The organism is Pseudomonas sp. KD5, from assembly GCF_012932895.1.
Taxonomy (GTDB): Bacteria; Pseudomonadota; Gammaproteobacteria; order Pseudomonadales; family Pseudomonadaceae; genus Aquipseudomonas.
In genome coordinates this window covers 129,545-143,736 of the sequence record NZ_JDWJ01000009.1, presented here as the reverse complement: position 1 = coordinate 143,736, position 14,192 = coordinate 129,545, and the positions used below count along the sequence as shown (strand labels likewise).

Here is a 14,192-nt window from a genome sequence, read left to right as displayed (position 1 = left end):
CGGCCATTGCGCTAACGCCAGACGAGGCTTCAATTGATAGCGCGCAGCGAACATGTCGGGCATTCGAGACCTAAGCTCTACCCATGACGGCGATGAGTCGCAGAGATTTGTACAACGAGGGCTGCGCAGCGTTTCTTGAGGAACCCACATCGATGTTCAGTAAGTGGCTGGACCCGGTTTTATTGCTGCTCACCACCCTGACCCTGCTGGCCGGGGGCATTGCGCAGCTTGCTCACAAGTCTGACTGGGCATCGATTTGCTGGGCCGCGGGCAGTCTGGTGATGGCCCTGGTGCTGCTCGTCGAGATTGTCAGGCGCCTGGCCCGGCGCGAGGCGGGTGTGGACCTGATCGCTCTGCTGTCGATTGCCGCCGCGTTGTTTTTTCAGCAGACGCTGGTGGCGGCGGTGATTGCCTTGATGCTGGCGTCGGGGCGCATCCTGGAGTTCTTCACCCAACAACGCGCCGAACGCGAACTGCGTGCGTTGGTCGACCGGGCGCCACGCGTTGCCTGGCTGCAGGAGAACGGCAATTTACGACAGATTCCGGTCGAGCAGATCCAACCGCATCAGACGCTGCTTGTGCGCCTGGGGGAAGTGGTACCGGTCGATGGCCGTTTACTCAGCCCCACGGCGATTCTCGACGAGTCGGCACTCACCGGCGAGTCATTGCCGGTCACCCGCCTGGAAGGAGAGCTACTGCCCAGCGGGGTGACCAATGTCGGTACGCCAATGCTGCTGACAGCCACTCGAACCGCAGCGCAGAGCACCTACGCCGGGGTCGTGCGCCTGGCTGAAGCCGCACGGCGATCGCGCGCGCCTTTTGTGCGTTTGGCCGACCGTTACGCGTTGTTCTTCATACCGCTGACATTGCTGATTGCCGGCCTCGCCTGGTACATGAGTGGCGACTCTTTGCGCGCGCTGGCAGTTATGGTGGTGGCCACGCCTTGCCCGTTGATTCTGGCCGTGCCGATTTCGATCATGTCAGGTATTTCCAGGGCAGCGCGGCGCGGGATCCTGATCAAGGACGGCGTCACCCTGGAAGCGCTGGCCGAGGTCAAGCAAGTGTTTCTCGACAAGACCGGCACGTTGACCAGCGGCCACGCGCGTCTGCAATCGATCGAGACCAACGGAGCGCTCGATCCGCAGCGTCTGCTGGGCCTCGCCGCTTCGCTGGCACAGGCCTCGACGCACCCCATCTCCCAGGCCATTGTCGAGGCGGCCTGTCAGCGTGGATTGCCGCTCAGCGTGCCGCAGGCGGTCGAGGAAAGTCCGGGCTCCGGTCTTTGCGGGTTGATCGATGGTCTGCGGGTGCGTTTCGGCACGTTGTCCTTTGTTCAGAATGAATCACCGGTTGGCGACTGGGCCGCCACCATGCTGCGTCGCATGGATTACCTGGCGTGCAGCGGCAGCTTTGTTGAAGTGGATGGGGCTCTCGCGGGCCTGCTGATCTTCTCCGACAAGCTGCGTCGGGAAACTCCACTAACCCTGCGCCGACTGCGCAACAGAGGCATCGAGCGGATCGTCATGCTCACGGGCGATCGCGTGGAAACCGCCGAGATGATTGCACTGTCGGCCGGGATCGACGAGTTGCGTGCCGGGTTGAGTCCTGGGGACAAGGTGCGTGCGGTACAGGATGCCTCCCAGCACGCCAGCACACTGATGGTCGGTGATGGCATCAACGATGCCCCCGCCCTGGCGGCGGCCAATGTCGGGGTGGCCATGGGGGCGAGCGGTGCCACGGCGTCCGCGCAAGCGGCGGGCGTGGTGCTGTTGGTGGATCGTCTGGACCGTCTGGTCGAGGCGCTGGACATCGCCCGTCAGACTCGCCACATCGCCCGTCAAGGTGTATTGGCCGGCATGGGCATGTCGGTGCTGGCCATGGGGGTAGCTGCCTTCGGCTACTTGCCGCCGCTGGTCGGTGCCGTGGTGCAGGAGGGTATTGACGTGGTGATCATCTTCAATGCCTTGCGTGCATTGGGGCCGTTACCGGGTTTGCGCCAACGCAAGCTGGCCGCCGAGCATATCGATCACCTGCAAGACGAACACGACCAGCTCGCTTCGGTACTCAGCGATCTGCATCAACTGGCAAGCGACTTCGCCCAGCGCCCACTCGAGCAAGCGCAGAGCGACTTGCTGGCGCTGGTAAAAAACCTGCAGGAATCACTGGCCCGCCATGAACGGGACGACGAAAACACTCTGTACCCACTGTTGACGCAAAGCCTGCCCGGCGAGGACCCCATGTCGGCGATGAGCCACGTCCACCGCGAGATCTTTCGCCTGATCCATTTGCTGGCGCGCATGAGCACGGATTTCAGTGCCGACCCTGCAACAGCTTCTGTCGATGAGATCCAGCATCAGTTGATCCGCCTGGATACCCTCGTGCGGCTGCACTTCGATCAGGAGGAAGAGTTGTTTCGTTACCTTGATAAGCGCTGAAAAGCCGTGCAGCGTCAGTGGAGGATCGCTGAATGGCAACCGGCGACCAGCTGCTTGAGCCCGTGCAGGTTCAGGATCTTGACCTCACGACCGGCTATTTCCACCAGCTCCTGTTCCCGCAGATGGGCAATGCCCCGGCAGATGGTTTCCAGGCGCAACCCCAGGTAGGAGCCTATTTCGTCGCGCCGCATCTTGAGTATGAATTGGTTCGATGAGTAGCCTCGCATGCTCAAGCGCTGCGACAGGTTCAGCAGAAAGGCGGCAAGACGCTCATCCGAGTTCATATTGCCCAACATCATCAGCAGATCGTGATCGCGGACGATTTCACGGCTCAGAAACCTGTTCAGGTTGTGTTGCAGTGCCGGCAGCTCCCGGGCGAGTTTTTCCAGCTGAGAAAAATGGATGGGACAGACTTCACTGTCCTCCAGGGCAAATGCATTACAGGTGTGCTCGTCGGTGCTGATGGCGTCCAGGCCGAGCATCTCGCCGGGTAACTGGAATCCGGTGACCTGCTCGCGGCCATTGAGCGACAGCACGCTGGTCTTGAATGAGCCGATACGGATCGCATACAGAAAACGCAAGGGATCGCCTGCGCGGTAGAGGGGGGCGCCTTTCCTGACCTTGAACCGTTGCAAAATCAGCTTGTCCAGGCGCTCGAGTTCCAGTTTGTCGAGACCAAAAGGCAGGCAAAACGCTAATACACTGCAATTGGAACAGGCAGCCTTGAGGTGTTGACCCTGAAGCAGGTGGACTTCAGTCATGTCAATGGCGCCCTTGGGGGGTTATATATAAAGCATAGGTGCTGTGCACTCGGGCACGGATTCCGTTCGGAAGATCGCCGGAAGCAATCGACAAACGGAAAACCGTTGGCCCGTCGCAAGTGATTGTTATCCCTGGGAATTACAGGTTCCCCGGGCTCTTTGATTCAGGCAATGCGCAGATGATCATCAACTTGCCTCACCCCCGGTACTGACCAGGCGGCACGTTCGGCGATCTGACGCTCACGCCACAAGTGAACCTTGCCTTCAAGCTTCACCACGTCGCCTTCCACCTTGATGTGAATTCCCTTGGCATCGACTTCGGCATTGCGTTTGAGGGCTTCTTCGATACGACGCTGGATATCGTCCACGTTCACTTGCGGACGAAGGACGAGCCGATTGTCCACGCCTACCACTCCCGACAGCTTGCGCACGGCCATCTCGGCGGTTTCTTTCTGGTACTGCCAGTCCACTTCGCCTTCAAGGGTGATCCACCCTTTCTGCACAATGACTTTGATGTCCTGTTCGGGAATGTCGGAGCTCCAGGTGAGGATATTCAAGGCGCGGGAGGCAATGGCGTCGTCCGCCGTGCCCGCGCTTTTCATCGGCCTGACCTGAATTTCTTCGGCCACGGCCCGTACCCCTTTTATGCTTTTTACCGCGCGTTCCGCGCTGACTTTTTGCGCGTAGCTCTTAACGTGCCCGGTGAGCGTGACGACGCCATTGTCCACGGTCACACCGATGTTGGCGGCATCGATCTCAGGCTGGAATTCAAGCTCATCCATAATGCTCTGACGCAGACTCAAGTCGTTCATGGTGATGTCCTTTGTCTGAAAGGTTGGTAGGCCAGGTGCGAAACAGCCCTCTACAGTTCCTCAGGTGAAACCACCCAGACACTGCACGGCATTTTGTACAGCAGATGCTCCACCGTGCTGCCCACCAGTCGACCCACGCCCCGGTGGCCGACCCGGCCCATGACAAGCACGTCGATGTCGTAGGCATCGGCGTATTGGGTAAGAACCTTGGTCGGGTTGCCCATGATCATGTGCTGTTGCTCTGGCGCAATACCATTGCGCTCAGCCAGTTCACGGAAGGCATCGGCCTGAGCATCAAACAGTGTCTTGGCTTTGCCTGGGGAAAACAGCGCTGAGCTACTGTCGAAATCGAACTCGTCCGCACTGAGGGATGAAAGATCGTGGGCGTAGATCACGTCGAGCTGAGCGTTACAGGTGCTGGCCAGTTTTGAGGCCTCGCGCAAAATCCTGTCGTTGAAATCCTTGTACTGGGTATTGCTATGGAAGGGATCGACCGCGGCGACGATTCTGCGCGGCAGCACGTGCTTCACGTGGCTGACAAAATGCAGCGGCACCGGGCATTCGCGCAGCAAATGGATATCCAGGGGCGTGAACATGATGCGTGACAGCAACGACTCGTATTCCAGTGCCTTGATCAGTACCGCCATCGGCTGTTCTTTGAGATGAATGAGGATTTCCTGCAAGGGTCGTTCAACCCAGATCACCTCCGTGGTGACGGGCACCCCGATTTTACGCAAGGGGCGGGCCTGTTCTTCGAGCCATTGCCGATGGCGCTCGACATACCCCAGCCGCATCTCCTCCAGCGCTTGTTCGTTGACCATGCTCGCCGTTGCCAGGCCTTGCAGGTAATCGAAGGCGACGATATGCAGGGCCGCGCCCGAGGCCTTGGCCAACGCGGCGGCGCGGTCGAACGCGGGGCTGTTTTCCATGAGGGGCGAGACGACCAGCATGAAGCGTGATTGCTCAGACATGACCAAACTCCCGTCAATAATCGTAGATATTCCTGTACTCACTGGCACCGCTGCGTTTGGGCAGTGGTTCTCTGGCTTTTATCCTGCCGATGACCGGGGGGGGCGGGATTGATCTTTATCAATCTGGCGAGTGATCCAGCTTGTAGCCCGACGTGTGGCGGGGGGCGCCACGTCCATCTATAAAACATTGACCACTATCAATCTCTCCTGCGTCATGCCGGTGCAGTCTTGGGGTTGTGGCTTACCCGGACAGGAGTCATATGAACGAAACCTTGGGCCTGGCAGGCGCGGCAGCTGCGCTGGGGATCGGCATGCTCGTCGGCCTTGAACGTGAACGGCACAAGGGGCGTGGGGACAGTCGCGCCTGTGCCGGATTGCGTACGTTCGCGATCACCGCGTTGCTGGGTTATGTGGCGATGCAAATCGGTGGTGGTTTGCTGGTGGGCATCATGGCGGTTTCGGTGGCCTTGCTGGTCACTGTGGCTTACTGGCGAAGCCTGGGCACTGACCCTGGTGTCACCAGTGAAGTGGCGTTATTCATGGTATTGGCACTGGGGGCGTTGTGTAACAGCGCGCCCGAACTGGCCATCGCCATCGGCGTGGTGGTGGCGGGGCTGCTGACGTATCGCCAGAAACTGCATCATTTTGCGCGCAGCCAATTGACTGAAAGGGAGATGCGCGACGGTCTGGTGCTGTTGGTCGCTGCCCTGGTGGTGTTGCCATTGGCGCCGGATCGCTTTATCGGCCCCTATGCCGCCATCAATCTGCGCACCATTTGCACCCTGACGGTGTTGCTGATGGCCGTCGGGGCGGTCGGGCATATTGCCGTTCGTACCCTGGGTGCCCGTTACGGCTATGTGGTCAGCGCCATCGCCTCCGGGTTTGCTTCCAGCATCGCGACCATCGCCGCGATGGGGCACCTTGTCGCCAAGGAGCCAGGCAACATCAAAGTCTTGAGTGCGGCAGCGATGCTGTCCAACCTGGCGACCATCATTCAGGTCGGCCTGATCCTGGGGGCGGTCGACATCGGTCTATTGCGCTACATGTGGGGGCCGCTGTTGTTGGGTGCCGCCGCCACGGCGCTGTATGGCTTGAGCCTGATGTTGCCCAAACCTGCGAGTGGCGACAATCAGCCGGTCAAGGTCGGCGGTGCGTTCAACCTCAAGCTGGCGTTGGTCATCGCACTGACCATGACCGGCGTTACCTTTGTGTCTTCGATGGTGCTCAATCACTTTGGCGAAGTGGGCGTGATGGTCACGACGACGCTCACCGGTTTCGCCGATGCCCATTCTTCGACGGCGTCCATTGGCGCCCTGGCCAAGGCCGGACTGTTGCCGTTCGACGCCATTGCCGGGCCCACGCTGGTTGCCATCAGCAGTAACTCCCTGAGCAAATGCCTGGTGGCCTGGGTCAGCGGTGGGCGACGGTTCGCCGCGTATGTCATTCCCGGCCAGGTCTTGCTGACGTTGGCGATGTGGGTGGGCATGTTGCTGCATTAACGGGCATCCGAGCGCTGTAGCTGACAAAGATCAAGTCGCCCGAATCTGCCGCGATCACTCTAGGGTTCTACTCATTGCATCGAGATGGCCGCGTGCCGAGGTGTCCCATGTCGCAGACTCAGCGTTTACTGTTGATCGCCCCCCATTCCATGACCTGTACTCCGGCGTTCGACCGGGCCGCCGCGTTGGCCCGCGCGATGCAATCGCCGCTGCACATCGTGGCATTCGATTACTTGCAGGCCTTGGCCGTCGCCGGCCTGTTCGCCCCCGAGCAAATTGCCCAGGCTCGGGAAGGCTATTTGCAAACCCATCGGCAATGGCTTGCCGAGCAAGCCCATTTGATAAGCAAACACGGCGTCGAGGTCACCAGCGAGGTGGTGTGGGTACAGCACCCTTACGAGGAAATCCTGCAATTCGTCAACGAGATGTCGCTGAGTCTGATCATCAAGGACGCCCAGGAAGAGTCGGCGTTGAAACGGGTTTTTTTCACCCCGCTGGATTGGCAGTTGTTGCGCGATTGTCCGGTGCCGGTGCATCTGGTGACCAACGCCCGGAACGCGCGGCCACGTAACGTGCTGGCCATCGTCGATGTGCTGCGCAGCGAAGAGCAGGACCTGGTGTTCAATGACCAGATTATCGACGCCGCCACCAAGCTGGCTGAACAGTGTGAGGCGCAGATCGAGTTGGTGCATGCGTACGACTGGACAGCCGTGTATGCCCTGGACATGGGCGTTGGCGCACTCCCGTTGGCCTCCGGTCTTTACGAAGCCATGGGCACGGCGCAACACCAGGCGTTCACGGCACTGGCCGAGCGTCACGGCGTGCCGTCGCAGCGTCGGCACTTCATCGAAGGTGCGCCAGTGCCGAGTATTTGCAAGTTCGTCGAGGACCATCACACCGATGTGATTGTGATGGGGACGGTGCAGCACTCGGGGTTGAACAAGCTATTGGGGACCACTGCCGAACAGCTCTTGCACCGGGCCCCTTGCAGTGTGCTGGCGATCAAACCCGACAGGTCGCTGTAACCCTGAACGTAGACTTGCCCCACGGCGGACCGTTGGCCGGTACGTCGTGGGGCAATCGGCTTTTATGACATGTACAGACGATGGATGACCTGACGACTGTCGTTAGGGTCATTGTGCCTCTCGAAACCCAAGGCTTTGGCCAGGTCACGCATGGGGGCATTGCTTGCAGCATCGATCGAATACATCTGATTAAAGCCGTTTCTGCGGGCGGCCTTGATCAGATGCTCCATCAAGGCGGTGCCGAGGCCCAGATGCTGCCATTCATCGGCGACCGTCACCGCGCACTCACACTCATGTTCCGACGTGGCGGCGTAGCGGCTGATGCCGATTTCGATCAATTTGCCGTTTTCGTGAACCAGCGCAATGTAAGCCATGCGCTGTTTGTTATCGGTGTCCATCAACTGATCGAGCATGGCGGCGCCGGGCTCGTTGATCTGCGCGAGAAAACGCATGTGTCGGGACTCGGGCGACAGGCGCTTGATGAAGGCGTATTCAAGTTCGCGGTCCTTTTCCAGCAGTGGCCGGATCAGCACATGGCGGCCGTCCCTGAGCGCTTCGATCCAGTATTTTCCGGGGACTGCGGCATAGGCGGCCGCGGCCCGATCATTGTGGTCTTTGACAGTGAGCATGGATGGTCCTCCATCTTGTTTGAAAGGTCGGTGCGTATTCACCCATCACGCGGTTGATTCCTTTCTACGCCACTGGCAGCCCTTGAATCTGATCTGGATCAGACACCTGTCACGAGGGCGTTCATTTGCGGGTATTTGATGTAAATCAACCTCGGGGAGGGGGCAACGAGCGCAGTCTTGGCCCATGCCGGCGGGTAAGGGACCGGTTTCGAGCGGAGGTGTGAGATGGGGCAATATCAACGTTTGTTACTGATCGCCGACCGGACCCTGCATCAGTCCCCTGCCTTGCTCCGGGCCGTCGCGTTGGCCAAGGCGAGCGGGGCCGCGCTGGATGTGCGGGCCTTTGTCGATCCGGCACCGATTGTTCATTTATGGGAAGAAAAAATCGACGAGGCGGGGTATCAGCGCTATCTGCGCCACTGTCATCGTTGGGTGGCTGACGAGGTCGAGCGGCTCAGCGGGCAGGGCGTGGACGTGACGGTTGAAGCGGTCTTCACCACCCATCCGTTGCTGGACATTTTGAAGGCAGTCGAAGACCTCAAGCCCGACCTGCTGATCAAGGATGTCACCCTGGAACCGGCGCTCAAACGGGTGTTCATCACTCCGCTCGATTGCCATCTACTGCGCGAATGCACGATCCCCGTGCACCTGGTCAATCAGGTCCGTTACGGGTTGCCGCACCGGGTCGTGGCCGCCGTGGACCCGTTCGATCCGGCGACGCAAATCAGTGGATTGAACGACACCATCATCCAGACGGCCAACGCGCTGGCGCTGCAATGCGACGCACCGCTGCATCTGCTGTACGCCTACGACTTGTCGCCCGCGTTCAATGGCGATGCGCCGCTGATCTCCGGTGGCTGGGGCGTGGACTTCGTCGAAGAATTGCGCGAATCCCTGCATCGGGCATTTATCACCCTGGCGGATCGTTACGGTGTTCCTCCCGAGCGTCGGCACTTTGTCATGGGCCTGCCGGTGCCGGTGATCAGTGAGTTTGTCGAGCAATACCTGGCGGATGTGGTGGTGATGGGCACTGTGCATCGCGTGGGGATCGACCGGTTGATTGGCAGCAACACCGAGCGGGCGTTGTACTCGGTACCGGGCAGCATTCTGGCGGTCAGGCAGCCGGGTTCGAGCGTCGCGCAGTAAGCCGATCGCTGGCCGGCCATTAGTTGATAAAAATCAGAGCCGCATGGCGAGAGCCCCCCGATACTTGAGCCACAACCTGAAGCTATCCAGAGATGAGGTGGGTGAGGGTGAAAATTCAACGTTTGCTATTGATTGCCCCGACCGAAATGATCCGCACCCCGGCGTTCGAACGGGCACGGGCCTTGGCTTGTGCAACCGGTGCGGCGTTGCACATTGTCGCTTTCGATTATGTCCAGGCGCTGGCGGCGGCTGGGCTGTTTGACCACGACGCGATGGCCCAGGCGCGGGAAGGTTACTTGCAGGTACATCGTCACTGGCTGGAGCAGCAAGCCCGGTTTCAACGATGCGAAGGCGTGCAGGTGACCACTGAAGTGGTGTGGGCCAGACCGACCCTGGCGCATCTGCTGGAGTACGTGAATGACTTCCATGCGGACCTGGTGATCAAGGACACGCACCGCGTATCGGCCCTCGATCGCGCTTTCCATCGGCCTCTGGACTGGCAGTTGCTGCGCGACTGTCCAGCGCCCTTGCACCTGGTCATCGATGCCACAAATCCCAAGCCGTTGAGCATACTTGCGACCATCGATTTGTCCCATCTGGAAGAGCTGACCCAAGGGCTCAATGATCGGATTCTCGACTTGGCCTCGAGCCTGGCCGAACCCTGCGGCGCCACCTTGCACCTGCTCAATGTCAGCGGCTGGTCGGAGCTGGGGGAGGCTGAAGTGAACGTGCCGACCGCGACGTTGGCTAGCAGTTTGAGAGACGCGGTCAGCGATGCTCAGCTGGAGGCCTTTGAGGCGCTTGCCGACCGCTACGGCATCGAGAAACAACAGCGCCATTTGCTGCCCGGTACTCCCGCCGAGGTGATTGCCCGTTTCGCACAACAAGGTGCCTTCGACATGGTGGTGTTGGGAACGACCTACCATCGCGGGATCGATATATTCATCGGCAGCACGGCCGAAAGTGTGTTGAACCGGTCACCTTGCAGCCTGACGATCGTCAAGCCCCGGCTAGACTGAAAAGATTAACCCGTGTGGCCCCGGTTGATAAAAATCAACTGCCCATGGGCGTAAAGGAGCGATCAATAGCGCTCCATGAATGCGCAAGGAAACGGCCATGCGAATGACATTTCTCGGTGCTGCGGGCACGGTCACGGGTAGCAAGTATTTGCTGGAACATCGCGACCAGCATGTGCTGATCGATTGCGGTCTGTTCCAGGGCTATAAACAACTGCGCTTGCACAACTGGGACCCGTTCCAGTTGCCGGTTCGCGACCTCGAAGCCATTGTGCTGACCCACGCTCATCTGGATCACAGCGGCTACCTGCCGGTGTTGGTGCGCAACGGTTATCGCGGCCCGGTGTATGCGACGCCAGCCACCTGTGAACTGGTGAAAATCCTGCTGTGCGACAGCGGCCGCTTGCAGGAAGAAGAGGCCGAGTTCGCCAATCGCCATGGCTTCTCCAAACACTCTCCGGCCTTGCCGCTGTACACCGAGCAAGACGCCGAGCGGGCATTGAAATTGCTGCGGCCGGTGCAGTTGCACCACCGGGTCGACATTGTCCCGGGGATGAGCATTCTGTTGCGCGGTGCCGGGCATATTCTGGGCGCAGCGACCGTGGAAGTCGTCGCCGATGGCATGACCCTGGTGTTCTCCGGGGATCTGGGGCGGCCGAACGATCCATTGATGTTTGCCCCGGAGACGATCGAGCAGGCCGATTATCTGCTGGTGGAGTCGACCTATGGTGACCGTCGGCATCCCGACGAGCCCCCGGAGGATCAACTGGCCGAGGTCATCACCCGTACCGCGCTGCGCCATGGCATCACGCTGGTGCCATCGTTCGCGGTCGGTCGCGCGCAGTTGCTGATGTATCACCTGTATCGCTTGCAACAAAAACGCGCGATTCCCGACCTGCCGATCTACCTCAACAGCCCCATGGCCACCGACGTCACGCGCTTGTACCAGCGCTTTCGCAGTGAACACCGGTTGTCCCTGGAAGAGTGCGAAGGCATGTGCCGTGTCACGCGTTTTGTGCGCTCCACCAGAGATTCCATCGAGCTGGACCAGCAGCGCACACCGGCGGTGATCATCGCCGCCAGCGGCATGGCCACTGGCGGGCGGGTGCTGCACCACCTCAAGGCGCTGGCGCCCAACCCGCTCAATACGCTGCTGGTGCCGGGCTTTCAGGCGGGCGGCACCCGCGGCGCGCAGATCATCGCAGGCGCCCCGTCGGTACGTATTCACGGCAAAGACGTGCCGATCCGCGCCGAAGTGGTGCCGATGGAAACCCTGTCCGCACACGCCGACTGCGATGAAATCATGCTGTGGTTGCGCGGCTTCAAGCGGCCACCGAAACACACCTATGTGGTACATGGCGAACCCAATGCCTCGGATGTATTGCGCCGACGCATCAGCCTGGAGCTGGGCTGGTCGGTCTCGGTGCCGGAGTACCGCGACAGCGTGGAGCTGACGGGGCCTCTTTAGTGCTCTGGCCACTATAGAAAAGGGGCTTTAAAAAGGCCCCTGGCTGATTTGTTTCGCCACGCGAGCCGTCTATTTCGAGAACTTTCGTGCCCCGGCCACGCAAAGAATCACCGCCACGGTCACCCCCAGCATGGCAAGGCTGACCTGCTCATGCAGCAACGTGGCAGCCAGTGCCAAGCCGAAAAACGGCTGCAGCAACTGAAGCTGGCCGACGGCGGCAATCCCGCCCTGAGCCAGCCCGCGGTACCAGAACACAAAGCCAATCAACATGCTGAACAGCGAGACGTAAGCCAGGCTCAACCACGCAGGCGGGGTAATTGCCGAGAGCGAAGGCGGGGCCAGCAACCAGGTCAGCGGCGCCATGACGGGCAGCGACAGCACCAGCGCCCAGGAAATCACCTGCCAGCCTCCCAGAGTCTTGGAAAGCTTCGCACCTTCGGCATAGCCCAACCCGCACGCCAGGATCGCCAGCAACATCAGAATGTCCCCCGCAGGAGAGGCCGTCAGGCCTTGGGAGACGGCAAACCCCACCACCAGCAGGCTGCCCAGCACCGAGAAGAACCAGAACACCGGCCGGGGCCGCTCGCCGCCGCGCCAGACCCCGAATGCTGCGGTGGCGAGCGGCAACAGGCCAACGAAGACGATGGAGTGCGCAGACGTTACATATTGCAGCGCCAGTGCGGTCAACAGCGGAAACCCTAATACAACGCCCAGGGCCACGATGGCCAGGGAGAGCAGCTGATGCCTGGCCGGGCGTTTTTCCTTGAACAGCAACAGCAAGCACAGCGCCACAATGGCAGCGATACTGGCCCGGGCAACCGTCAGGAAGACCGGGTCGAACTGTAGAACGGCCACCCGTGTCGCCGGCAGCGAGCCGCTGAAGATGAGCACGCCGATGAACCCGTTGAGCCATCCGCTCGCGGTCTTTTCCGTGGTGTGCTGTTGCAGGTTCGATGTGCGTTCCATTCTGGATCCCCTTCATGCTCAGGTTGCATGGAAGGCATCGTATGGACGAAACTCAATACAATCAAAATATTGTCATGGATACATCTGCTCATGCCTCGTTCCCGCTACAAATCACTGGTGGATATGTTTGCCGCGGATATTCGTTCAGGGCGCCTATTGCCGGGCACACGCTTGCCGACTCATCGTCAGTTGGCGACCACGGAAGGCCTGGCCCTGGTGACGGCTAGCCGGGTCTATGCGGAGCTGGAAGCCATGGGCCTGGTCAGCGGGGAGACGGGGCGGGGGACGTTCGTCAGGGAAACCTCGTGGTCGCCCAACCAGGCTATCGATCAACACAGCGTTGCCGCCGGTATGACCGACCTGAACTTCAACTATCCGGCGCTACCCGGGCAGGCAGAACTGTTGCGCAATGCACTGCGCCAACTCGCCTCAGCCGGTGATCTGGAAGCGTTGCTGCGCTACCAGCCACACGCCGGGCGACCCCATGAGCGCGCCGCTGTGGCGCGCCATCTGCGCGTTCGAGGGCTGACGGTCGAGGCTGAGCAAGTGCTGATCGTCACCGGCGCCCAGCAAGGGCTGGCGGTGACGATGATGGCGCTGTTGCAACCCGGTGACGTGATTGCCGCGGACGCGTTGACCTACCCGGGGTTCAAGGCCCTGGCCGACACGCTGCACCTTGAAATCGTGCCCATTCCGGTGCTTGATCACGGGCCTGATCTGCAAGCGCTGGAAAGCCTGTGCCGGCATCGACGCGTGCGGGCCGTGTACACGATGCCGACCCTGCACAATCCGCTGGGCTGGGTGATGAGTGCCGAGCAACGGGAACACCTGGTGACGATTGCGCGCCAGCATGGGCTGCTGATCATAGAAGACGCCGCTTACGCCTTCCTCGCCGAAAATCCACCCGCGCCGCTGGCGGTACTCGCCCCCGAGAGGACGATTTACGTGTCAGGGCTCTCCAAAAGCGTGGCCACCGGACTGCGCGTCGGCTTCGTCGCCGCCCCCCTGCAGAACGTGCCAGCGCTGGAACGCACAATCAAAGCGACCACCTGGAATACCCCGGGTGTGATGACGGCGATTGCCACCACCTGGCTTGACGACGGCACCGTCATGCAACTGGAAGCCGAAAAGCGCCGGGACGCGCAGGCCCGGCAAATCGTGGCCGGCGAGGTACTGGCGGGGCTGCGCTGTATTCGCCACCCCTCGTCGTATTTTCTTTGGCTGCCATTGTCGGAAGACGCACGGGCCGACCAGATCGCCATGGCGTTGATGCGGGAAAACGTCTCGGTTTCAACCGCCGAACCGTTTGCCACATCGGCCAACGTTCCACATGCGTTTCGCCTGGCGCTGGGCTCCGTGGAGATGGGGGCGCTCAGGGAGGCGCTGGAGAAAGTGAAGTGGGTGGTTGGGGCTTATACATAGTCTCGTTATTACCGAAGAGTATGTGCCTGCGCCGTAGTGGTC

Annotated in this window: 12 protein-coding genes; 7 read left to right on the top strand and 5 right to left on the bottom strand. The window is 60.6% G+C overall.

Annotated features, from left to right (window positions below):
- The first annotated feature begins 152 nt into the window (after positions 1-152).
- Entirely contained in the window at positions 153-2,435 is a 2,283-nt protein-coding gene (locus tag AF70_RS20365) for a heavy metal translocating P-type ATPase (protein WP_028939724.1), read from the top strand.
- A gap of 14 nt (positions 2,436-2,449) precedes the next feature.
- On the opposite strand, the gene fnr is transcribed toward AF70_RS20365, so the two are convergent.
- From fnr to AF70_RS20350, 3 genes are all read right to left on the bottom strand, one after another.
- Positions 2,450-3,196, bottom strand: a complete 747-nt coding sequence (gene fnr, locus AF70_RS20360; protein ID WP_028939723.1) for a fumarate/nitrate reduction transcriptional regulator Fnr — start codon at positions 3,194-3,196, stop codon at positions 2,450-2,452.
- Positions 3,197-3,360: 164 nt separating this feature from the next.
- Entirely contained in the window at positions 3,361-4,008 is a 648-nt protein-coding gene (locus tag AF70_RS20355; protein WP_019582056.1) for a BON domain-containing protein, read from the bottom strand.
- 50 nt (positions 4,009-4,058) lie between these two features.
- On the bottom strand, positions 4,059-4,979 hold the full coding sequence (locus AF70_RS20350) for a universal stress protein (RefSeq protein WP_028939722.1): 921 nt from the start codon (positions 4,977-4,979) through the stop codon (positions 4,059-4,061).
- A 260-nt stretch (positions 4,980-5,239) separates the two neighbouring features.
- Here AF70_RS20350 and AF70_RS20345 point away from each other — a divergent pair, with 260 nt between their 5' ends.
- Together AF70_RS20345 and AF70_RS20340 are read left to right on the top strand one after the other, a co-directional pair.
- Positions 5,240-6,478 (top strand): DUF4010 domain-containing protein, encoded by a 1,239-nt coding sequence (locus AF70_RS20345; RefSeq protein WP_019582057.1) that lies wholly within the window; start codon positions 5,240-5,242, stop codon positions 6,476-6,478.
- Positions 6,479-6,585: 107 nt separating this feature from the next.
- Positions 6,586-7,503: a universal stress protein gene (locus tag AF70_RS20340; protein ID WP_028939721.1), complete on the top strand. Its 918-nt coding sequence runs from the start codon at positions 6,586-6,588 to the stop codon at positions 7,501-7,503.
- Between the two features lie 62 nt (positions 7,504-7,565).
- Here AF70_RS20340 and AF70_RS20335 read toward each other — a convergent pair whose 3' ends face one another.
- The gene (locus AF70_RS20335) at positions 7,566-8,132 is read right to left on the bottom strand and encodes a GNAT family N-acetyltransferase (RefSeq protein WP_028939720.1); all 567 of its coding nucleotides are present in this window, start codon (positions 8,130-8,132) and stop codon (positions 7,566-7,568) included.
- 225 nt (positions 8,133-8,357) lie between these two features.
- Between AF70_RS20335 and AF70_RS20330 the strand changes: the two genes are divergently transcribed.
- From AF70_RS20330 to AF70_RS20320, 3 genes are all read left to right on the top strand, one after another.
- Positions 8,358-9,278 carry a universal stress protein gene (locus tag AF70_RS20330; RefSeq protein WP_028939719.1) on the top strand — a complete coding sequence of 307 codons (921 nt, stop codon included), beginning with the start codon at positions 8,358-8,360 and terminating at the stop codon, positions 9,276-9,278.
- A 107-nt stretch (positions 9,279-9,385) separates the two neighbouring features.
- Positions 9,386-10,297: a universal stress protein gene (locus AF70_RS20325; protein WP_028939718.1), complete on the top strand. Its 912-nt coding sequence runs from the start codon at positions 9,386-9,388 to the stop codon at positions 10,295-10,297.
- A 97-nt stretch (positions 10,298-10,394) separates the two neighbouring features.
- Complete coding sequence (locus tag AF70_RS20320; protein ID WP_230172797.1) at positions 10,395-11,762, top strand: MBL fold metallo-hydrolase RNA specificity domain-containing protein; 1,368 nt, start codon at positions 10,395-10,397, stop codon at positions 11,760-11,762.
- A 69-nt stretch (positions 11,763-11,831) separates the two neighbouring features.
- Here AF70_RS20320 and AF70_RS20315 read toward each other — a convergent pair whose 3' ends face one another.
- Complete coding sequence (locus AF70_RS20315) at positions 11,832-12,728, bottom strand: DMT family transporter (RefSeq protein WP_028939716.1); 897 nt, start codon at positions 12,726-12,728, stop codon at positions 11,832-11,834.
- A 90-nt stretch (positions 12,729-12,818) separates the two neighbouring features.
- Here AF70_RS20315 and AF70_RS20310 point away from each other — a divergent pair, with 90 nt between their 5' ends.
- Positions 12,819-14,150 (top strand): PLP-dependent aminotransferase family protein, encoded by a 1,332-nt coding sequence (locus AF70_RS20310; RefSeq protein ID WP_028939715.1) that lies wholly within the window; start codon positions 12,819-12,821, stop codon positions 14,148-14,150.
- Positions 14,151-14,192 lie beyond the last annotated feature (42 nt).